Consider the following 20544-nt stretch of genomic DNA (forward strand, 5'->3'; position numbering starts at 1 on the left):
GTTCGGATTTTGATGCTGTTAGCATGTCCGGGACAAGGAGGTTCCTGTGCCCGAACTCGACGCGCTGGATGAAAAGATCTTCGGACTGCTGGCCGAGAACGGGCGCATGCCCAACCTCGAGGTCGCCGCCCGGGTCGGGGTGTCGGAGAAGACCGTGCGCCAGCGGGTCCGCCGATTGATCGAGCGCGCCGGTATGCGGGTGGTGGCCACCATGGACCGCGAAGCGCCGCCGTCGCGGCTCATCGTCCTGGCACGGGCCAAGCCGGGCCAGCGGTTCGTCGTCGCCGACCGCTTGGCGTCGATGCCCCAGGTGGACGAGGTCCACCTGGCCACCGGGGCCTACGAGCTGATCGTCCTCGCGTCGTTCGACTCCGACAGCGACGCGCTCGATTTCTACGTCCGCCACGTCGAGCAGGGACCTGGCATCGAGGAGTCACACTCGACGCACGTCGTCGAGACGGTCACCCGCGGCACCGCTACCCGGCCGGACCACTTCGAGCAGTTCGACAAGCAGGCGTCGGGGGTCGCCGGCATGGCCGAACTGCTCGACCTCGCCTGTGACGTGGCCACCGCGTCGCTCGGCGCCGACCGAGTGCACGTGGCCACCGGGTACGCCGGGCCCGTCGACCCGACCCGGTCCTCGTGGCCGTCCACGATGCGCTGGCGAGGTCTTTCCTCTCGCTACGTCGAGGAAATCCGCGTCAAAGGTCAGGCGGAGGGGGTCGTCCTCCCGAACATCGTCAAACACAACCAGCACGTGTTCGTGGCCGACGCCCAGACCGACCCGCTCTTCCGCTCCGTGACCGACCTCGTGCTCTCCGAAGGTTTCCACAGCTGGCTGGGCATGCCGGTGTGCAGCGGCGACACCCGGCGCGGCACCCTCTGCCTGTACTGGAACACCGTCATCACCTACCGGGAAGACCTGATCCGCCAGGCCAAGGAGCTGGCCGACACCCTCGGCAGGCACCTTCCGCGCTACTCGTCCGAGCCATCGGACGCCTCGACGGCACCGGGCTGAGGTCTCCCGCACCGCGGTGCGCGCGTGTCTTCAGGGGGTGCTTTCCGGCGGCCGGACGGCGCGCAGTTGCGCGGCGAGGCTCGCGCTCCGGCCGGGCGGATCCCAGGTCCAGGTCTGCACGTCGGTGAACCCGGCGGCGACGAGTTCGTCGCCGAGTTCGTGCCGGGACACCGGCAGCCACTTGTCGTGTGCGGACACCAGGATCCGGCCGCCGGGGCGCAGTGCGCGGCGCAGCGCGCGGAACGCGGCGGCGCGGTCCGGCCACAGCTGCACGTTGTTGACGGTCAGGACGGCGTCGGCGGACTCGTCGGGCTGACCGTGGTCCTCGGCGGTGCCGTGCCGCAGTTCGGCGGCGCCACTCGCGATCAGGTCGTGGCAGCGATCACGGCAGCGCGCCAGCATCTCTTCCGAGGGGTCCACGCCGACGGTTCTGCGCGCGGCCTTCGCGGCCGCGGCGAGCCCGACTCCGGGCCCGGGGCCGACGACGAGCACGGTGTCCTCGCCGCCGAGCTTCGCGAGTTTGACCAGGTGGCGCTCGGTCGCCGCGTTGCCGTGTGCCATCATCGCGCCACCGAGCCTGCCGAGCAGACCGCGCGGGTGGCCGAACGCGCGATCCAGCATCTGGGTCATCGAATCGCTCATACCTCCCAGGTCAACACAGGTATACCGAGCGTGCATCGGGGATGACCCGTATTCGCGCCCGGATGCTCGTGGGACGATGGACACGCTCACCCCCGACTTCCCGAGGACCACACGAGTGACAGCCCCACGCACGTTCGCGGACGACACGTTCACGCCGCCGGAGCTCATCCGGAACTTCTGTATCATCGCGCACATCGACCACGGCAAGTCGACACTGGCCGACCGGATGCTGCAGCTCACCGGCGTGGTCGAAGAGCGGGCGATGCGCGCCCAGTACCTGGACCGGATGGACATCGAGCGGGAACGCGGGATCACCATCAAGGCGCAGAACGTGCGCCTGCCGTGGCGGCTCGACGGGCAGGACCACGTCCTGCACCTGATCGACACTCCCGGCCACGTCGACTTCACCTACGAGGTCTCGCGTGCGCTGGAGGCCTGCGAAGGGGCGATCCTGCTGGTCGACGCGGCGCAGGGGATCGAGGCGCAGACGCTGGCGAACCTCTACCTCGCGCTCGAAAAGGACCTGCACATCATCCCGGTGCTGAACAAGATCGACCTGCCCGCGGCCGATCCGGACAAGTACGCGGCCGAGCTGGCGCACATCATCGGCTGCGAGCCGACGGACGTGCTGCGCGTGTCGGCGAAGACCGGTGACGGCGTGAAGAACCTGCTCGACGAGGCGGTGCGCCAGGTGCCGCCGCCGGTCGGGGACGCTGACGCGCCCGCGCGGGCGATGATCTTCGACTCGGTGTACGACACCTACCGCGGCGTGGTCACCTACATCAGGGTGGTCGACGGGACGATCGTGCCGCGCGAGCGGATCAAGATGATGTCCACCGGTGCCACGCACGAGCTGCTGGAGGTCGGCATCATCTCGCCGGAGCCGAAGCCGAGCAAGGGGCTCGGCGTCGGCGAGGTCGGCTACCTGATCACCGGGGTGAAGGACGTCCGCCAGTCCAAGGTCGGGGACACCGTGACCTCGGAGCGCAAGGGCGCCACGGATCCGCTGGCCGGGTACCGGGAGCCGAAGCCGATGGTCTACTCGGGACTGTACCCAGTGGACGGTTCGGACTACCCGGTGCTGCGCGAGGCGCTGGACAAGCTCCAGCTCAACGACGCGGCACTGGACTACGAACCGGAAACCTCGGTGGCGCTGGGCTTCGGGTTCCGCTGCGGGTTTCTCGGCCTGCTGCACCTGGAGATCACGCGTGACCGCCTGGAGCGCGAGTTCGGCCTCGACCTGATCTCGACCGCCCCGAACGTCGTCTACCAGGTTTTCCTGGAGGACGGCGGCGAGGTGACCGTGACGAACCCGTCCGACTGGCCGACCGGCGCGAAGATCAGCGAGGTGCACGAGCCGCTCAGCAAGGTCACGGTGATCGCGCCGTCGGAGTTCATCGGCGCGATCATGGAGCTGTGCCAGGGCAAGCGCGGCCAGATGCTCGGCATGGACTACCTGTCCGAGGACAGGGTGGAGCTGCGCTACAACCTGCCACTCGCGGAGATCATCTTCGACTTCTTCGACTCCTTGAAGTCGCGTACCCGCGGCTATGCCTCGCTCGACTACGAGGAGGCGGGGGAGCAGGCGTCCGAGTTGGTGAAGGTCGACATTCTCCTGCAGGGCGAGGCGGTCGACGCGTTCTCCGCGATCGTGCACAAGGACTCCGCCTACGGCTACGGCAACAAGATGGCGACGCGGCTGCGCGAGCTCATTCCCCGGCAGCAGTTCGAGGTGCCGATCCAGGCCGCCATCGGCGCCAGGATCATCGCCCGCGAGACGATCAGGGCGATCCGCAAGGACGTGCTGGCGAAGTGCTACGGCGGTGACATCTCGCGCAAGCGCAAGCTGCTGGAGAAGCAGAAGGAAGGCAAGAAGCGGATGAAGACCGTGGGGCGCGTCGAAGTTCCGCAGGAGGCCTTCGTGGCGGCCCTGTCCTCGGAAGACCCGTCCGACAAGGGCAAGGGCAAGAAGTAGCTCAGGCGTTCCCGGTGATGCGGGCCGGGTCGACGAAGACGGCGACCCGGCGTTCGGCCGCCATCACGCGGTCGTACTCGTCCCAGTCGTCGTGCGTGCCGGTGGCGGCGACGAACACCTCGCGCAGCAGGCGCGGCAGTTCGGCGCCGGGGAAGGCGGGTTCGGGGTCGTCCGGGCCGATCAGGCTCGTGGCGCCCTGGACCGAGGCCCACGACCAGCCGCGGCGGAAGACGATGGCGGCGTTGCCGGTGCGGCGCAGGAGTTCGAGCTTCTTGGTGCCGCCGCGGGCGACGAACCCGACGGTGGGCTTCCCGGTGACCGGGTGGTCGAGCACTCCCGCGTTGACCACCGACGCGTGCACTGTCCCGTCCGGTCGCGTGGTGGCGATGGTGGCGAGCCCGTGCTCGGCGACGGCGAGCCCGCGGACGACTTCCAGATCGACGGCCATGGCCCCACGGTAGCGCCGCGGGGCCATGGCCGTCCGGAATCCCGTCAGCTGACACCCAGCAGCGCGGCCAGCGCCTTGACCACGGCCGCCGACGTGCCGGCGATCGTGTGGTCGAGGTACTCGGCGATGGGGGTGAGCTCCGCCGCCGACGCGGTGCCGCCGAGCACCGCCACCATCGGCACGGTGAGCGCGCCCAGCGCGATGCCCCGCTTGGCCCAGCGCCTCGCCTTGCCCTGGTTCGCGGTCTCCGTCACGGTGCAATCCCGGTAGTCGCTCATGCGCTCCCTGCTCTCTCGTTCGGCTACTGCGGATGCGAAGTGCGTTCGCATACGGAGCACAGTGCACGGGCCGAAACGGGTGAACAAGGCGGTTTACCACCGGTTTTCGAGGATGAAACCCGGGCCGCCCCGAACAGGTGACGGTGCTTTACAAACCGGAAATCCACAGGAGACGGTGCTCGTGGCTGGATCGTGTGTCCGAGGAGACCTCGCGGACCGGGTGCCTTGTTCCTAAGGTGGAACCATGTTCGACACCTTGCGCACGCCGGTACTGGTCGCTCCGATGGCGGGCGGGCCGTCCACGCCCGAGCTGGTGGCCGCTGCCTCGAAGGCGGGTGGCGGCGCCTTCCTCGCCGCCGGGTACCTGAAGGCGGCCGCGCTGGCCGCGCAGATCGAGCGCACGAGGGAGCTCGGCGCGGAGTCGTTCGGGGTGAACCTCTTCGTGCCCGGCCGGGAGTCGCGAGTGGACACTTCGACGTACGAGCGGGTGATCGCCGAGGAGGCACGGCGCCACGGCGTCGAGCCGGGTGCGCCCACATGGGATGATGACGATTATCCGACGAAGCTGGAAACCGTGGTGGCACAGCGGGTTCCGTGGGTCTCGTTCACCTTCGGCGTGCCATCACAGTCCGCTGTGGACAGTCTGCACGCGGCAGGCAGCGCGGTGCTGGTGACGGTCACCGGACCGGATGAGGCGGAGCTCGCGGCCGTGAGCGGGGCGGATGCCCTGTGCGTCCAGGGTTTCGAGGCAGGCGCCCATCGCGGCCTGCTCACCGACGACGCCGATGACCCGGCAGGCGGCGAGGTCTACGGTCTGCTCGCGGCGCTGCGGCTGGTGCGCGCGGCGGTGGACCTGCCGCTGGTGGCGGCGGGCGGGCTGGTGCACGGCGCGGACGTCGCGGCCGTGCTGGCCGGTGGCGCGGTCGCCGCGCAGCTCGGCACCGCGTTCCTGCGCGCGGAAGAAGCCGGTACCCAGCCCGCGCACCGGCGCGCACTGGCCGGAGGCGGCCGGAAGACGAGGTTTACGCGCGCCTTCAGCGGCCGTCCCGCGCGGGGCCTGCGCAACCGTTTCCTCGACGAGAACTCGGGATCGGCCCCGGCCGCCTACCCCCAGGTGAACAACCTCACCCGGCCGGTGCGCGCGGCGGCGGGCAAGGCGGGCGACGCGGAGATGCTGTCGCTGTGGGCGGGGCAGACCTACGAGCTGGCGACCGGGGGCACGGTCGCCGAGATCGTGGCCAGGCTCGGCAGGGAGGCGCGGGCGGCCGTGTCCTCGGCCGCCCGGCGCCTCGGCTGACTCAGCTCTCTTCGAGCGGGTTCTTCTTGGCCAGCAAGGAGTTCCGCCTGCCATAGCCGAAGTAGACGACCATGCCGATGGCGAACCAGATCGCGAACCGCAGCCAGGTCGCCGGCTCGAGGAAGGTGATCAGCCAGATCGAGAACACCACGCCGATCGCGGGCACCACGGGCATTCCCGGGCAGCGGAACGTCCTCGGCAGGTCGGGGCGGCGGTAGCGCAGCACGATGACCGCCACGCACACCACCACGAACGCCAGCAGGATGCCGATGTTGGTCAGCTCGGCGGCCTCGGCGATGGGCAGCACCCCGGCGATCACGGCGGAGGCGATGCCGAGCACCCAGGTCATCCGGCTCGGCACCTTGCGCACCGGGTGCGTGCCGGAGAACCACTTGGGCAGCAGGCCGTCGCGGCTCATCGAGTAGCCGACGCGCGTCGCGCCCATCATGAACGTGAACAGCACGGTGAGGATGCCGAGGATCGCGCCGACCGCGATGATCAGGCCGAGCCAGCCGAGCCCGACCGACCGGAACGCGCTGGAGAACGCGCTCTCCGAGTCGATGTCGGTGTAGTTCACCATCCCGGTGAGCACCAGGCACGCGAGCACGTACAGCACCATCGAGATGGCGAGCGAGTACAGGATCGCCTTGGGCATGTGCTTCTGGGAGTCCTTCGACTCCTCGGCCGCGGTGGACATGGCGTCGTAGCCGAACACCGCGAAGAACACCGTTGCCGCGCCGGTGAAGGCGCCGCTGATGCCGAACGGGAAGAAGTTCGAGTAGTTGCCGGAGTTGATGTGGAACGCGCCGACCACGACCACCAGCAGCACGATCGCGACCTTGACGTAGACCAGCACGGTCTCGAACCTGGCGGCGTTCTTCATGCCCTGGTTGAGGATGAACGCGATCAACAGGCACAGCAGCATCGCGAACAGGTTCACCTTGTACGAACCGGGTTCGACGCCGGTCGGTTCGGTGCCAGGTGACCCGGACATCCACAGTGGAAGCTTGATGTCGAGGAAACCGAGCAGGTCGTTGAAGTACCCGGAAATGCCGATCGCCACCACGGCGACGATCGCGGTGTACTCCAGCAGCAGGTCCCAGCCGATGAACCAGCCGACGATCTCGCCGAGCACCGCGTAGCCGTAGGTGTAGGCGGAACCCGCCCTCGGGATCAGGCCGGCGAACTCGGCGTAGGAGAACGCCGCCGCGGCGCTGGCGATACCGGCGATCAGGAACGAGATCAGCACGGCGGGGCCCGCGGTCTTGTTCGCGACCGCGCCTGCCAGCGAGAAGATCCCGGCACCGATGATGCCGCCGACCCCGATCGCGGTGAGCTGGCGCAGGCCGAGCGTGCGCTGCAGGCCACCGGCTCCTCCCGCGTCTTCGATCTCCGCGATCTGGTCGATGGGTTTCCGCCGGAACGGGCCGGTTCCGATGGGGGGAGCGGACATGACGGTCTCCAACAGGGTGAAACGATTCCGGGGTGTTCGAGGATTTGAGGAACCGTACAGGGAACTCGGCCCGGATCAAACGATCGGAATCAACCCGCGACCGAACGGTCGTCCACTGAGGTCCTTTCGCGCACATCTCGGGCGGCTGGCCTGCTCACGCCCGCCGTGAAGTACGCGAGCAGCTCGCTGATCTCGGCGGGGTCGTCGAGCTGGGGGCAGTGACCCCAGTCCTCGCGCACCAGCAGCCTGCTGTGCGGCACCAGCGTGTGCAGCTGGCGCCCCGACGCGGCGGACACCAGTTTGTCCTTGCCGCAGGCCACAACCAGCAGCGGCGACTTGACGCTGTCGAGCTGGTATGCGGTAGCGAGCTCCTCGACGAGCTGGCGTGCCTGTTCGAGCCTGCTGGTCGTGGCGCGGTAGTCCGGGAACAGCTCGGTGAACCGGCGGACCTGCTCGGCGTCGGCGATGCCGCGGTCGGCGTAGAGCAGCCGCGGCACCACCTGCCCGGCGACCGCGCGCACCAGGAATCCGGGCACCGGAAGGGGAAGCGCGGAGTACAGCTTCAGCGGCAGCGGGTACCTGGCGACGGTTCTGATGAGCCAGGAGTCCACGAAACCGGGCGCCGCGATCGAAACGACGCCCGCGAGCGGGAGCCGGGGGTTCTGCGCGGCCCGCAGCCCCGTGGTGCCGCCGAGCGAGTTGCCGGCGAGCACGACCGGCCCCTGTACCGCCTGTTCCTTGAGCACGGCCGCGGCGAACGCGTCGAGCTGGGGGAGGATCGGGCCCGCCCGCAGTGCGTCCGCCTCGCCGAAACCGGGGAGGTCGACGGCGATCGCCGGGATCCCGGCGGCGGCGAGCTCACCGAGCACCGGGCGCCAGGTGTCCGCGCTGTCGCAGTAGCCGTGCAGCAGGACGAGCCTGCCCGGTTTGACGGCGCGTTTCCCGCGCCGCCGCGCCGGTTCCGGGGTACAGGGCCCGACTTCGAGCACCCGGGTGCGGACCCCGGCGAAACGCCGGTGACCGACCCGGATCTCCGGGCCGGCTACCGGCGTTTCCCCGGGGCTCGCCGATGGCGAAGCCTCCCGCTGCACCGCGGTCATCCTCCCAGGATGACAACTGATCTCCGGTTTCGCTGCTTATCCGTGCATCACAAACCGGTCTCGGGGCAGGGGGTCGCGGGATCGGCGCAGGTCAGGCCGGGTTGTCCTGGTCAGCGGGAGAAGACAATTTTTCCGGCCGTGTCGCCGTTTCGCATGTCGTGGAAGCCTTTTTCGGCCTCCTCGAACGGAAGCACAGACCCGATCTGCGGCCTGATGCCCGCCAGGTCGACGTAGGACAGCAGGCGCTCCAGCTCGTCGCGGGTGCCCATGGTCGAGCCCGCGATCCGCAGCTGCAGGAAGAACACGCGCTGCAGTTCGGCGTTCGCGTCCGGGCCGCTCGTGGCGCCGGAGACGACGATGATGCCACCCGGCTTGAGGGACTTGACCGAATGCGACCAGGTCGCCTTGCCGACCGTCTCGAACACGGCGTCGACCCGTTCCGGCAGGCGCGCGCCCGATTCGAACGCCTGGTGCGCGCCGAGGCCCTCGGCGAGCGCGCGCTTCTCCTCGGACCGTCCCGTCACCCACACCCGGACGCCCGCGGCCTTGCCGAGCTGCACGAGCGCGGTCGCGACGCCACCGGAGGCGCCCTGCACGAGGATCGTCTGGCCGGGCTGGACGGCGGCCTTGACGAACAGCATCCGGTAGGCGGTCAGCCACGCGGTGCCCATGATGGACGCCTCGGTGAACGACAGGCCCGCCGGTTTCGGGATCGCGTTGCGCGCCGGGACCACCACCTGGTCGGCGAAGGTGCCCTGGTGGACCTCGGTGAGCAGCGAGCGCTTCGGGTCGAGGGTGTCGTCACCCTGCCAGCCCGGCTCGTTGACCACCGCGTGCAGCACCACCTCGGTGCCGTCGTCGAGCGTGCCCGCGCCGTCGCAGCCGAGGATCATCGGGAAGCGGTCGGGCTTGATGCCGACGCCGCGCAGGGTCCACAGGTCGTGCATGTTGAGGCTGGCGGCCTTGACGTTCACCTTCACCCAGCCGTCGGGGACCGCCGGCTCCGGCCGCTCGCCCACGACGAGCGAGTCGAGGGGCTTTTCCGTGTTCGGTTCTTTGGCGTAGACGGCGAACATGGGCCAAACGTACCCGCCCGGCTCCGAACCGGCAGCGCCCGCGCGAGTAGCATCACGGCGTGCTCGACGGACTGTCCGACTGGTGGGACCGCGCGGAGCTGTGGCTGGCCCAGCTCTGGTTCCCGCTCCAGTTCCTGCTCGTGATCGCGGTGCTGGGGCCGCTCTGCCTCGGGCTGGCATGGGTGATCGACAAGGCGGTGGCCAAGGTCGCCGGGTGGTTCGCCTCGGCCCGTCGCGAGGAACCGCGCCGCCGGTCCTAGGGTGTCCGCATGGTCAACCGTAGGCGAAAGCGGATCACCGCCGCCCTCATCGGGCTCATCGTCCTGGTGGTCGGCGGCTGGCTGATCAAGGACGCGGTCTCCGACAAGGGCACGGGCGGCACGCCGTCGTCCTCGGCCGCGACGCCGTCGTCCAGCGCCCCCGCGGCCGGTGCGGACAATGCGGGCAAATCGTCACGATTGCCCGGCTCGGACTCGGGGCTCGCGGTCAAACCGCTGTCCGGGCTGCCGTCCCAGGCGAAGGACACCTGGGGGCTCATCCGGTCCGACGGGCCCTACCCCTATCCCCGCAACGACGGCGTTACCTGGCAGAACCGCGAGAAACGGCTGCCGGGCAAGGAGTCGGGGTACTACCGCGAGTACACCGTGAAGACTCCGGGAAGCCGCGATCGCGGCGCACGGCGCCTGATCTTCGGCAAGGCACACGAGCTTTACTACACCGAGGACCACTACGGTTCCTTCGTCGTCGTCGACCCGAATCGGTGAAGCCCATGGACAACGCGAGCAGTGTGGCCGCGAAGGCGAAGTCCCGGGGTGCGTTCCCGCACCTCATCACCAGCGCCGGCGGTGCCGCCGCGGACAAGGCGTCCACGATGGACGCGATCGCGTCGGCGCTGTCGTTCCCGGACTGGTTCGGCCGGAACCTCGACGCGCTCTACGACTGCCTGACCGATCTTTCCTGGCTGCCCTCGGGGGAGCACGTGCTGATCTGGGTCGGCTCCGACGCGCTCAAGACCGCCGACCCCAAGGCGTACCTGGCGATCCGGGGCGTCCTGTCGGACGCGCAGCGCGCGCTGGGGCCCACCGGTGACCGGTCGGATTCGCGACGGCTGACCGTGGTGGTGACCGAGAGCTGACGCGCTCCCGGTCACCGTTCCCTCAGTCCTGTCCCTCAGTCCTGCGGCACCCAGGACGGTTTCCGCTTCTGCGCGAACGCGAGGATGCCCTCCTGCCCTTCCTCGCTGGCGAAGAATCCGGCGGACAGCTCGTTCATCGCGGCGAAGCCGTCCGACGGTGTGGCCGGACGGGGGCTGCTGAGCAGTTGTTTGGTGGCCGCCAGTGCCTTCGGGCCGCCGAGCGAGAGCGCTTTCACGTACCGGTCGACCTCGGCGTCGAGCCCGTCGGCGTCCACCGCGGAGTTGATCAGGCCGATCGCGGCGGCGCGCTCGGCGTCGAAGGTCTCGCCGGTCAGGAAGAGTTCGTGCGCCGCGCGGGAGGACAGCCGGGGGAGCACGGTCAGCGAGATCACCGCGGGCACCACGCCGATGCGGACCTCGGTGAAGGCGAACGTGGCCTCGCGGACGGCGACCGCGATATCGGTGGCCGCGACCATCCCGATGCCGCCCGCCCTCGCCGGGCCCGCCAGCCGCGCGACCACGGGCTTCGGGCTGGTCCAGAGCTGCTCGAGGATCTGCGGGAACTCGTTGACGCCCTGGTTCGCCGCACCCGCGCCGCGCGCTTCCTTGAGGTCCATGCCCGCGCAGAAGACCGGGCCGGTGTGGGTGAGCACGATCACGCGCACCGCTTCGTCGTCGCGCGCGTTCGCCAGCGCCGTGCTCAGTTCGCGGCGCAGCTGCGCGGACAGCGCGTTGCGGTTGTGCGGGGAGTCCAGCGTGATCGTGGCGGTACCGGCCGCCACCTCGTAGTGCACCAGTTCGTCAGCCATGCGCCCACCCTCGCATACCGCCCGGTCTGACGGCGACGGATACCCGAACGCTGGACACCACGCGTACGGGACGTCGGGGTTCGCCCTGGTTCGGGCGTCGGTGCCCTGGCGCCCATGCCCTGAAGGCGCCCTTCACGGGTAGGTATGCGGCATGCCGTGGGGGAGCCTTCGCGTCGCGCAAGGCTCCCCCACGGGAAAGGCGTCAGCCGATGGTGGTCGTGGTGAAGGTGGGGCTCGGGTTGGGGAAGCACGCGGTGGGGGCTTCGATGTCGATGATCTGGGTGGCCACCGCGGTGAAGGTCAGGCCGGGGTCGGCGTAGCTGGTGCCCGCGAGCTTCGTTTCGATCTTGCCGGACGTGCCGGCCTTGAGGTGCACGGTCACGGTGGGCAGTTCGAACTGGGCGCCGCCCGCGATCGGGCCGGGGAAGGCGAGCGTGGCGACGGATCCGTCGACGGTGATCTTCGGTGGCGTCGAGCCGAGGCCGGAGCCGCCGGTGAGATCGGCGCTGACGTAGCTGGAGTTCGCCGGGACCGGGATCTTGAGCGCGAAGCCCTTGATCTCCTTGACCTTGAACCCGGCGACGTCGCCCGGCACCGAGTTGGGCGCGGGGTCGATCACCACGTCGAGCGCGCCGCCGGGGGCGACGGTGGCGGGCGCGGTCACCTCGGCGGACTGCTTCAGGTTGACGTGCTGGGGGCCGACGATGGGGGCGTTCGCCTCGCAGTCGAAGTTGACGTCGGCGGGGGCTGTGGGGATGGTGGGGATGGCGGGGATGGCGGTGGCGGGCGCGGTCAGCGCCAGCACGGGGGCGAGAGCGAGGCCGGCGCAGGTGAGCGCGCGGCGCAGGGCGGTCTTCGACGGTGAAGACGACATGTGGAGCCACCTCGGGTTCGCAGGGATGTGGGGGCCTGGCGGCGATTAGATAGTTACCGGCGAGTTCGACACACCGTCAAGAAGCACCCGTTCCCATGCGCGCTCGGTAGCGGAACTGGGAAGAACTGCCCCGGAACCGCCCAACCGGTGGGCCGTTGGGGTCAGGAAGCGACCCGAAGCGCGTGCAGCACTTCGTCGTAGCGCCGGATCACGGCCTCGGCGACGCGGGGCTCGGGACCGAGCGGAGCCGCCAGTGCGACCTCCGGACCGGCGAGCGCGGCGACGCGATCGGGCAGCAGGCCCGGTGCGAGGAACCACGAGGCGACCGCGAACCGGGTGGCGCCGTGCGCGCGCAGCCGGGCGAGCGCCGCCGGGACGTCCGGCTGGGTCGCGCTCGCGAACGCGGGTGCCACCGGGATGCCGAACCGGTCCTGCCAGCGGGCGGCGATCCGTGCGACGGCGGCGTTGGCACCGGCGTTCGACGAGCCGACGGCCGCGAGCACCACCCCGAGCCGGGGATCGGTGACCTCGGCGCCGGTCTCGGCCAACCGGTGCAGGGCGACGCGCTCCAGCACCGGGTCGATGCCGAGCACGTCCGAGACGGACACGCGCAGCAGCGGATGGCTCGCCGCGACCTCGTCGACGAGACCGGGCAGGTCCACCCGCGCGTGGTAGGCGCTGCCGAGCAGCAACGGCACCACGATCGCCTCGCGGTGCCCCTCGGCGTGCAGGCGGGCGAGCACGTCGGTGACCGAGGGCTCGGACAGGTCGAGAAAGCTCGTCCGCACCTCGACACCGGGCAGCCGCGCCGCTACGGAGTCCACCAGTTCGCGCACGACCGACGGCGATCGCGGGTCACGACTGCCGTGCGCGACGGCGACCAGGGGAACGCTCATGTGAACCGCTTGCCGACCAGCCCCGCGGCCAGCGTGTCGCCGTCCTTCGGGTCGATCACCAGGAACGCGCCCGTGCGCGGGCTCTTGCCGTAGTCGTCGACCGGGAGCGGTTCCGCCAGCCGCAGCGACACCGTGCCGATGTCGTTGAGCGCCAACGAATCCGGAGAGTCCACAGAGGACAGCGTCTGCTCGTCGAAGCGCGCCGAGATCTCGTCGACGAGTGCCTGCACGGTGCGGGTCCCGTGCTTGAGGAGCACGCGGGCGCCCGGCACCAGCGGTTTCGAGGACAGCCAGCACAGGACCGCGGTCAGCTCGTCGGTGACCACCGGCTGGTCCCCGGCGACCGCGATCAGGTCGCCGCGCGCGATGTCGAGGTCGTCGGCCAGCAGCAGCGTGACCGACTCGCCGGAGCCCGCTTCTTCGAGCGGCCCGTCCGCGGTGTCGATGCGCTCCACGGTGCTGCGCAGGCCCTGCGGCAGCACCACGACCTCATCGCCGGGTCGCACCGTGCCCGCCGCGATCTGGCCCGCGTAGCCGCGGTAGTCCGGGTACTCGGCGGTGCGCGGCCGGATCACGTACTGCACCGGGAACCGGAACGCCGCGTCGTGCGGATCCGGCGCCACCGGTACGTTTTCGAGGTGTTCGAGCAGTGTCGGCCCGGTGTACCACGGCGTGCTCGCGGACGGCTGCGCCACGTTGTCGCCGTGCAGCGCGGAAACCGGCACGGACAGCACGGTGCCGTCGGCGTACCCGAGCGACCGCGCGTGGGTGGAGAACTCGTTCGCGATCGCTTCGAACACGGCCTCGTCGTAGCCGACGAGATCGATCTTGTTCACCGCGAGCACCAGCCGCGGGACGCCGAGCAGCGCCAGCACGGCCGCGTGCCGCCTGGTCTGCTCCAGCACGCCCTTGCGCGCGTCGACCAGCAGCACCGCGAGCTGGGCAGTGGACGCGCCGGTCACGGTGTTGCGGGTGTACTGCACGTGGCCAGGGGTGTCCGCGAGCACGAAACTGCGCTTGGGCGTGGCGAAGTAGCGGTACGCCACGTCGATCGTGATGCCCTGTTCGCGCTCGGAGCGAAGGCCGTCCACCAGCAGCGACAGGTCCGGTGTGGACAGTCCCTTGTCGACGCTCGCGCGGGTGACCGCGTCGAGCTGGTCGGCGAGCACGGACTTGGTGTCGTACAGCAGCCGTCCGACGAGGGTGGACTTCCCGTCGTCGACGCTGCCCGCCGTGGCCAACCGCAACAAGCTGCTCATCAGAAGTAACCCTCTCGTTTGCGGTCTTCCATGGCCGCCTCCGACATCCGGTCGTCGGCCCTGGTGGCGCCGCGCTCGGTCAGGCGCGATGCGGAGACCTCGGCGATCACTTCATCCACTGTGGACGCGGTGGACTCGACGGCGCCGGTGCACGAGCCGTCGCCGACGGTCCGGTAGCGCACTGTCAGCTCGCGGATCTCCTCGTCCGGGCGAGGGCCGCCCCACGGGCCTTCGGCGAGCCACATCCCGTCGCGCTGGTACACCTCGCGCCGGTGCGCGTAGTAGATCGACGGCAGCTCGACCTTCTCCCGCCCGATGTAGTTCCAGACGTCGGCCTCGGTCCAGTTCGACAGCGGGAACACCCGCACCTGCTCACCGGGGCGGTGCCGCCCGTTGTAGAGGTTCCACAGCTCCGGCCGCTGCCGCCGCGGCTCCCATTGCCCGAAAGCGTTGCGCAGGCTGAAGATCCGCTCCTTCGCCCTGGCGCGCTCCTCGTCGCGGCGGCCGCCGCCGAACACCGCGTCGAACCTGTGCTCCGCGATCGTGTCCAGCAGCGGCGTGGTCTGCAGCGGGTTGCGCAGACCGTCCGCGCGCTCCTCCAGCCGCCCGTCGTCGATCCAGTCCTGCACCTTCGCGACCTCCAGGCGCAACCCGTGCTTGGCGACCACGCGGTCGCGGAACTCGATCACCTCGTCGAAGTTGTGCCCGGTGTCGACGTGCAGCAGCGGGAACGGGACCGGTGCCGGCCAGAACGCCTTGATCGCCAGGTGCAGCAGCAGGGTCGAGTCCTTGCCGCCGGAGAACAGGATCACCGGGCGGTCGAACTCGCCCGCGACCTCGCGGAAGATGTGGATGGCTTCGGACTCCAGCGCGGCCAGGTTGTCCTGTGCGGCGTCAGCGGCGGGTTCGAGCGTGGTCATGTACTCCCTTTCAGCCGTGCAAGCCGCACTCGGTCTTGGTCTGGCCCGCCCACCGGCCGCTGCGGGGGTCCTGCCCCGGCAGCACCTTCGCGGTGCACGGCGCGCAGCCGATCGAGAGATATCCCGCCGACACCAACGGGTTCTGCAGGATTCCGTGGTCGCGGAGGTAGCCGTCGAACTCCTCGTCGGTCCACGGCGCGATCGGGTTGACCTTGACCAGCCCGTTGCGCTCGTCCCAGGTGACGATCGGGGTGTTCGCCCGCGTCGGCGCGTCGACGCGGCGCACGCCGGTGACCCACGCGGAGTACTTCGCCAGCGTCTTGCGCAGCGGGACCACCTTGCGCAGGTTGCAGCACAGCGTCGCGTCGCGGTCGTGCAGCTTCTCGCCGTACTCCGCGTCCTGCTGCGCCACGCTCTGCTCGGCCCGCGCGTCGACGATCCGCACGCCGGGGTAGACGGTCTCCACCGCGTCGCGCGTGCCGATCGTCTCGGCGAAGTGATACCCCGTTTCGAGGAACAGCACGTCGAAGTCGGGCTTCACCTTCGCGGCCACGTCGATCAGGACCGCGTCCTGCATGTTCGACGCCACGATGAAGTCGTCGCCGAAGGTGTCGGCCACCCAGCGGATCGCCTCCTCGGCGGTGGCGTCCGCCAGGTCCGCCGACGCGCGCTCGGCCAGCGCGCGGTGATCTGTCGCGGTGGTCATGGTCCGCTCACCTCGTTCGTTTGCGGTATCGACAATCCGACGAACTGCACCGAGAAGACCCGGCGGCACCCCGTGCACAACCACGCACCGGCGTGGTCTTCTTCCGGGCGGAGATCTTCGTCACCGCAGTACGGGCAGTAGAACGGTGCGGCCCGCTCGGTCACTGCAGGGCGCTTTCGTCCGCGCGTGCCACCCACTGCGGGAAGCGCTCGCCGTCCTCGCGCTGCTCGACGTAGTTGCGCACGACGCGCTCGACGTAGTCGTTCAGCTGTGCGGCGGTGACCTTGTGCCCGCGCAGCTTCCGGCCGAACCCGGCGTCGAGCCCGAGCCCGCCGCCGAGGTGCACCTGGAAGCCCTCGACCTGGTTGCCGTCGGCGTCGGTGACGATCTGGCCCTTCAGCCCGATGTCCGCGGTCTGGATCCGGGCGCACGAGTTGGGGCAGCCGTTGAGGTGCACCGAAACCGGGGTGTCCACATGCGACTGGATATCGGCCAGCCTCGTCTCCAGCGCGGCGACGAGGTCGTTGGCCCGCTGCTTCGTCTCGACGATCGCGAGCTTGCAGAACTCGATCCCGGTGCACGCCATCACCCCACGGCGCCACGGCGACGGGTCCGCGCGCAGCCCCAGTTCGTCCAAATCGGACTTCAGCCCGTCGACGTCACCGGACTCCACGTCCAGCACCACGAGCTTCTGCTGCGGGGTCAGCCGCACGCGACCCGAACCCGCTCGCTCGGCGGCCTTCGCCACCGCGATCAGCGTGGTGCCGGAGACCCGGCCCGCGACCGGGGTCGCGCCGACGTAGAACCTGCCGTCGGTCTGCGCGTGCACGCCGACGTGGTCGATCGGCCGCGGCGGTACCGCGGGCGCCGGCCCGTCGATCAGCGGGCGCTTGAGGTACTGGGATTCGAGAACTTCCCGGAACTTCTCCGCGCCCCAGTCCTTGACCAGGAACTTGATCCGTGCCCGCGAACGCAGTCGCCGGTAGCCGTAGTCCCGGAAGACGCTGATGACGCCTTCCCACACGTCGGGCACCTCGTCGCGGGGCACCCACGCGCCGAGGCGCTGGCCGATCATCGGGTTGGTGGACAGCCCGCCGCCGACCCAGACGTCGAACCCTGGCCCGTGCTCGGGGTGGTCCACCCCGACGAACGCGACGTCGTGGATTTCGTGCGCGACGTCGGCCTGCCCGGAGATCGCGGTCTTGAACTTCCGCGGCAGGTTCGCGAACTCGGGCTTGCCGATGTACCGGCGCTTGATCTCGTCGATCGCCGGGGTGCCGTCGATGACCTCGTCGGCGGCGATACCGGCGACAGGGGAGCCGAGGATGACGCGCGGGCTGTCTCCGCAGGCTTCCATCGTGGTCATGCCCGCGCCTTCGAGCTTCTCCCAGATCTTCGGCACGTCCTCGATCTGGATCCAGTGGTACTGGATGTTCTGGCGGTCGGTGATGTCCGCCGTGTCGCGCGCGTGGGTCTGGGAGATCTCGCCGAGCACCGCGAGCTGCGAGGTGGTCAGCGCGCCGCCGTCGAGGCGGACCCGCAGCATGAAGTAGCGGTCGTCCAGCTCCTCCGGCTCCAGGGTCGCGGTGCGGCCGCCGTCGATACCGGCCTTGCGCTGCGTGTACAGCCCGAACCAGCGGAACCGGCCGCGCAGGTCACCGGGGTCGATCGAGTCGAAGCCGCGGTGCGCGTAGATGTTCTCGATGCGGGCGCGCGCGTTGAGCGGGTTGTCGTCCCTCTTCGAGCGCTCGTTGGGGTTGAGCGGTTCGCGGTAGCCGAGAGCCCACTGCCCTTCGCCCCGGCGTTGCTTGGGGCGTGCGGTGCGACTCGCGGTCGGGCTCTGGCGAGTGGGCGAGGCCATTCGTCCTCCGGGTGCTGTCGAGAAGCACCGGCCAGCCGTGAAGCGCCCATGGATCCGCGGTGGGGGGCGCTTCGCGGAGCGACCGATGCCTGCGGTCCGTGTTCGTGGAACAGTGGTGGCAGGAGTCAGTCGGTCGCCTGGCACAGGGCGCTGGCGACACGCCGCAGATCGACGTGGCGTCGCGCCACGAGTCGAATCCCGGCATGAGTCACGCCCCCAGGGTGCCATTCGCCCACATGGTGGTCCAGGCATGTCCACATCCTGGGAGCAGGATCACGTGCGCCCCGATCGCGCCGGTCAGCGCGCCGACGGGGACACTGGAGCTGTGCCCGAGAAGACCGCCTCCCGCCCGTTCAGCCTCCCCGAAACCGCCCTCGCCGGGCTCGGGACGAGGCCGTTCGGCGTGTACGTCCACGTGCCGTTCTGCGCGACGCGCTGCGGTTATTGCGACTTCAACACCTACACCGCGGGCGAGCTCGGCTCCGGCGCGTCACCGGAATCGTGGCTCGGCGGGCTCGAACGGGAGCTGGAGCTGGCCGCCGAGACGCTCGGGGCGCCGCCCGCCGCGGACACCGTGTTCGTCGGCGGCGGCACCCCGTCCCTGCTCGGCGCGTCCGGGCTGGCCTCGGTGCTGGACGCGGTGCGCCGCGCGTTCGGGCTCGCCGACGGCGCCGAGGTGACCACGGAGTCGAACCCCGAGTCGACCTCGCCCGAGTTCTTCGCGGGCATCCGCGACGCCGGGTACACGCGCGTGTCGCTGGGCATGCAGTCCGCCGCCAGGCACGTACTGGCCATCCTCGACCGCGTCCACACGCCAGGACGTCCCGGCGCGGCGGTCGCCGAGGCGCGCGCCGCCGGGTTCGAGCACGTCAACCTCGATGTCATCTACGGCACACCGGGGGAGCGCGTGGAAGACCTCCAGCGCTCGCTCGACGCCGTGCTCTCGGCCGGGGTCGACCACGTGTCCGCGTACGCGTTGATCGTCGAGGAGGGCACCGCGCTCGCCCGTCGCGTGCGGACCGGTGAGCTGCCCGCACTCGACGACGACGTGCTCGCCGCCGACTACGAGCTCATCGACCGCGTCCTGTCCGGGGCCGGGCTGACCTGGTACGAGGTCTCGAACTGGGCCGCGTCCGAGGCCGCGCGCTGCCGGCACAACGTGGGCTACTGGCGCGGCGGCGACTGGTGGGGCGCGGGTCCCGGCGCGCACAGCCACGTCGGCGGCGTCCGGTGGTGGAACCTCAAGCACCCCGCCCGCTACGCCGCGACGCTGGCCGAGGGCGGGTCGCCGTCGGCGGGCCACGAGGTGCTCACCGAGCAGGACCGGCACCTCGAACGCGTCATGCTGGAGCTGCGGGTGGTCGAGGGGTTGCCACTGGCCGCGCTGGACGACGCGGGGGTGGCCGAGGCCCGCGCGGCGGCGGCGGAAGGGCTGCTCGATCCGTCGGCGCTCGACGAGCGGGGCAGGGCGGTGCTGACCGACCGCGGCAGGCTGCTCGCCGACGGCGTGGTGCGCAGGCTCGTCGCCTGAATTCCTTCCGCGAAAACTGCCACAGAACGCACCCGTGCCGTGTCCTCCTTCACGTGCAGTTCCGATGAGTTCGCCGGGGAGCACCTCCCCGGCGGATGGCGGTCAACGGGCTACCTGACCTGGCGCAGCCGCTGGTGCCAGCGTTCGGTGTCCACTGTGGACGATCTGGGGGACAGGCCGGGCGCCCGCGTCGCCGATCCGGCCGGGGCTTGGTCCCTGAAGGGCGCCTTCGGGGAATCTGACGCCGCGATCTCGACCCTCGCGGCGCGCGGCATGGCGCTGCTGATGCCCTGAAGGCGCCCTTCGCGGCGTCAGATTCCCTCAAGGGCACCTTCAGGGCATCCACCCCGGAACCGGGCAGGCCCCACGGAAGACATATCCGCGACGGTCACGTCGAATGCGCGGCGGACCTCGCCTCGGCCTCTGTAGGAGCATCCTTCAGGGACCCACGCGCGCCCACTGAACTTGCCGGAAGCACCGCGCCCGCCCCAATCGCGGTCATCGCGGCATTCAGGCGGAAGCTGCGCCGAGGCCGTTCAGGAAGGCGTCGAGCGCGAACACGAAGCGTTCGGAAGCGTTGTCGCCGTTGAACATTCCCATGGTTTCGAGCAGGTTCGGGAAGGTCCCCGCCGGGAGCGAGCGCAGGTAGTCGGACATCTGCTTGCCCCGTTCGGCCAGCTCCGCTGCCGGGACCTCGCCCCACGCCCACGCGTTGCCTTCGTAGGCGAACGCCTTGGCGTAGGTGGAAAGCGCGTCGCTCGCGTAGGCGGCGTGCCGCGCCGACAGTCCTCCCGCGCGGAGCAGGGCGAGCTGTGCTTCGCCTTGGCGCAGCGCGTTCGGGCCGACCGGGATCATCATGGTGCGCCAAGCCACCTTCGCGATGCCGGGGTAGGCGAGCATGGCCTGAACCTGCGCCTGCAACAGTTCCTTGATCTGGTCGCGCCAGCGCGCCGGATCGGGCTCGGGCACTTCGACGCCGGCGAGGATCCGGTCGAACATCAGCTCGTCCAGTTCGTCCTTGTTGGACACGTGCGCGTACAGCGACGCCGGTCCCGTGTCCAGCGCCTGCGCGACGCGGCGCATGCTCACCGCGTCGATTCCCTCCTTCGCCAGGATGTCCAGGCCGGCGCGCACCACCAGGTCCTGTGACAGCGGCTGCTTCACCGCGCGGCGCCGCGGCGTCCGCTGCCATGGCGGGGTGGGGAGGTCCATGTCCTGCCTTCCTTCGCGATCAGGGTACGAACACTGTACTTGACGCGAACGGTG

The 20544-nt window shown here is 70.2% G+C and carries 24 protein-coding genes; 8 read left to right on the forward strand and 16 right to left on the reverse strand.

Annotation, left to right across the window (positions count from 1 at the left end):
- Positions 1-46 precede the first annotated feature (46 nt).
- Positions 47-1018 carry an AsnC family transcriptional regulator gene (locus tag ABD256_RS09385; RefSeq protein ID WP_344415725.1) on the forward strand — a complete coding sequence of 324 codons (972 nt, stop codon included), beginning with the start codon at positions 47-49 and terminating at the stop codon, positions 1016-1018.
- Positions 1019-1048: 30 nt separating this feature from the next.
- On the opposite strand, the gene ABD256_RS09390 is transcribed toward ABD256_RS09385, so the two are convergent.
- Positions 1049-1660, reverse strand: coding sequence for a class I SAM-dependent methyltransferase (locus tag ABD256_RS09390; RefSeq protein ID WP_344415727.1), 612 nt, complete (start codon positions 1658-1660; stop codon positions 1049-1051).
- A gap of 115 nt (positions 1661-1775) precedes the next feature.
- On the opposite strand from ABD256_RS09390, the gene lepA reads away from it, so the two are divergent.
- Positions 1776-3635 carry a translation elongation factor 4 gene (gene lepA, locus ABD256_RS09395; RefSeq protein WP_344415729.1) on the forward strand — a complete coding sequence of 620 codons (1860 nt, stop codon included), beginning with the start codon at positions 1776-1778 and terminating at the stop codon, positions 3633-3635.
- 1 nt (position 3636) lies between these two features.
- On the opposite strand, the gene ABD256_RS09400 is transcribed toward lepA, so the two are convergent.
- Positions 3637-4083, reverse strand: coding sequence for a pyridoxamine 5'-phosphate oxidase family protein (locus tag ABD256_RS09400; RefSeq protein WP_344415731.1), 447 nt, complete (start codon positions 4081-4083; stop codon positions 3637-3639).
- Positions 4084-4127: 44 nt separating this feature from the next.
- The gene (locus tag ABD256_RS09405; protein WP_344415733.1) at positions 4128-4361 is read right to left on the reverse strand and encodes a hypothetical protein; all 234 of its coding nucleotides are present in this window, start codon (positions 4359-4361) and stop codon (positions 4128-4130) included.
- Between the two features lie 244 nt (positions 4362-4605).
- Between ABD256_RS09405 and ABD256_RS09410 the strand changes: the two genes are divergently transcribed.
- Positions 4606-5658 (forward strand): nitronate monooxygenase, encoded by a 1053-nt coding sequence (locus ABD256_RS09410; protein ID WP_344415735.1) that lies wholly within the window; start codon positions 4606-4608, stop codon positions 5656-5658.
- Between the two features lies 1 nt (position 5659).
- On the opposite strand, the gene ABD256_RS09415 is transcribed toward ABD256_RS09410, so the two are convergent.
- From ABD256_RS09415 to ABD256_RS09425, 3 genes are all read right to left on the reverse strand, one after another.
- Positions 5660-7111: an amino acid permease gene (locus ABD256_RS09415; protein WP_344415737.1), complete on the reverse strand. Its 1452-nt coding sequence runs from the start codon at positions 7109-7111 to the stop codon at positions 5660-5662.
- Between the two features lie 89 nt (positions 7112-7200).
- Positions 7201-8211: an alpha/beta fold hydrolase gene (locus ABD256_RS09420; RefSeq protein ID WP_344415739.1), complete on the reverse strand. Its 1011-nt coding sequence runs from the start codon at positions 8209-8211 to the stop codon at positions 7201-7203.
- Positions 8212-8321: 110 nt separating this feature from the next.
- Positions 8322-9287, reverse strand: a complete 966-nt coding sequence (locus tag ABD256_RS09425; RefSeq protein ID WP_344415741.1) for a zinc-binding dehydrogenase — start codon at positions 9285-9287, stop codon at positions 8322-8324.
- Positions 9288-9346: 59 nt separating this feature from the next.
- Here ABD256_RS09425 and ABD256_RS09430 point away from each other — a divergent pair, with 59 nt between their 5' ends.
- Genes ABD256_RS09430 through ABD256_RS09440 form a run of 3 tightly spaced genes read left to right on the forward strand, consistent with a single transcriptional unit; the run spans position 9347 to position 10422 of the window.
- Positions 9347-9547 (forward strand): hypothetical protein, encoded by a 201-nt coding sequence (locus ABD256_RS09430; protein WP_215545933.1) that lies wholly within the window; start codon positions 9347-9349, stop codon positions 9545-9547.
- Positions 9548-9556: 9 nt separating this feature from the next.
- Positions 9557-10051, forward strand: a complete 495-nt coding sequence (locus tag ABD256_RS09435) for a guanyl-specific ribonuclease (protein ID WP_344415745.1) — start codon at positions 9557-9559, stop codon at positions 10049-10051.
- 5 nt (positions 10052-10056) lie between these two features.
- Entirely contained in the window at positions 10057-10422 is a 366-nt protein-coding gene (locus tag ABD256_RS09440) for a barstar family protein (protein ID WP_344415747.1), read from the forward strand.
- A gap of 35 nt (positions 10423-10457) precedes the next feature.
- Here ABD256_RS09440 and ABD256_RS09445 read toward each other — a convergent pair whose 3' ends face one another.
- The 9 genes from ABD256_RS09445 to ABD256_RS44375 form a co-directional block, all read right to left on the reverse strand.
- Positions 10458-11231, reverse strand: a complete 774-nt coding sequence (locus tag ABD256_RS09445) for an enoyl-CoA hydratase family protein (protein WP_344415749.1) — start codon at positions 11229-11231, stop codon at positions 10458-10460.
- 202 nt (positions 11232-11433) lie between these two features.
- Positions 11434-12105, reverse strand: a complete 672-nt coding sequence (locus ABD256_RS09450) for a cyclase (RefSeq protein ID WP_344415751.1) — start codon at positions 12103-12105, stop codon at positions 11434-11436.
- Between the two features lie 161 nt (positions 12106-12266).
- Positions 12267-13001, reverse strand: coding sequence for a sirohydrochlorin chelatase (locus tag ABD256_RS09455; protein ID WP_344415754.1), 735 nt, complete (start codon positions 12999-13001; stop codon positions 12267-12269).
- On the reverse strand, positions 12998-14260 hold the full coding sequence (locus ABD256_RS09460) for a sulfate adenylyltransferase subunit 1 (RefSeq protein ID WP_344415756.1): 1263 nt from the start codon (positions 14258-14260) through the stop codon (positions 12998-13000). Before ABD256_RS09460 ends, ABD256_RS09455 begins: the two co-directional genes overlap by 4 nt.
- Positions 14260-15180 (reverse strand): sulfate adenylyltransferase subunit CysD, encoded by a 921-nt coding sequence (gene cysD, locus ABD256_RS09465; protein WP_344415758.1) that lies wholly within the window; start codon positions 15178-15180, stop codon positions 14260-14262. The genes ABD256_RS09460 and cysD overlap by 1 nt, the downstream gene beginning before the upstream one ends.
- A gap of 10 nt (positions 15181-15190) precedes the next feature.
- Entirely contained in the window at positions 15191-15886 is a 696-nt protein-coding gene (locus tag ABD256_RS09470; protein ID WP_344415761.1) for a phosphoadenylyl-sulfate reductase, read from the reverse strand.
- On the reverse strand, positions 15883-16050 hold the full coding sequence (locus ABD256_RS09475) for an Insertion element protein (protein WP_344415763.1): 168 nt from the start codon (positions 16048-16050) through the stop codon (positions 15883-15885). The genes ABD256_RS09470 and ABD256_RS09475 overlap by 4 nt, the downstream gene beginning before the upstream one ends.
- The gene (locus ABD256_RS09480; RefSeq protein WP_344415765.1) at positions 16047-17747 is read right to left on the reverse strand and encodes a nitrite/sulfite reductase; all 1701 of its coding nucleotides are present in this window, start codon (positions 17745-17747) and stop codon (positions 16047-16049) included. Before ABD256_RS09480 ends, ABD256_RS09475 begins: the two co-directional genes overlap by 4 nt.
- Positions 17748-17872: 125 nt before the next feature.
- The gene (locus ABD256_RS44375) at positions 17873-18007 is read right to left on the reverse strand and encodes a putative leader peptide (protein ID WP_425546411.1); all 135 of its coding nucleotides are present in this window, start codon (positions 18005-18007) and stop codon (positions 17873-17875) included.
- 65 nt (positions 18008-18072) lie between these two features.
- On the opposite strand from ABD256_RS44375, the gene hemW reads away from it, so the two are divergent.
- The gene (gene hemW / locus ABD256_RS09485; RefSeq protein WP_425546412.1) at positions 18073-19278 is read left to right on the forward strand and encodes a radical SAM family heme chaperone HemW; all 1206 of its coding nucleotides are present in this window, start codon (positions 18073-18075) and stop codon (positions 19276-19278) included.
- 39 nt (positions 19279-19317) lie between these two features.
- Complete coding sequence (locus ABD256_RS09490; protein ID WP_344415769.1) at positions 19318-19572, forward strand: hypothetical protein; 255 nt, start codon at positions 19318-19320, stop codon at positions 19570-19572.
- A 216-nt stretch (positions 19573-19788) separates the two neighbouring features.
- Here the strand turns inward: ABD256_RS09490 and ABD256_RS09495 are convergent, their stop codons facing one another.
- Entirely contained in the window at positions 19789-20490 is a 702-nt protein-coding gene (locus ABD256_RS09495) for a TetR/AcrR family transcriptional regulator (RefSeq protein WP_344415770.1), read from the reverse strand.
- Positions 20491-20544 lie beyond the last annotated feature (54 nt).

The sequence above is a fragment of the Amycolatopsis minnesotensis genome, from assembly GCF_039529815.1.
Classification (GTDB): Bacteria; Actinomycetota; Actinomycetes; order Mycobacteriales; family Pseudonocardiaceae; genus Amycolatopsis; species Amycolatopsis minnesotensis.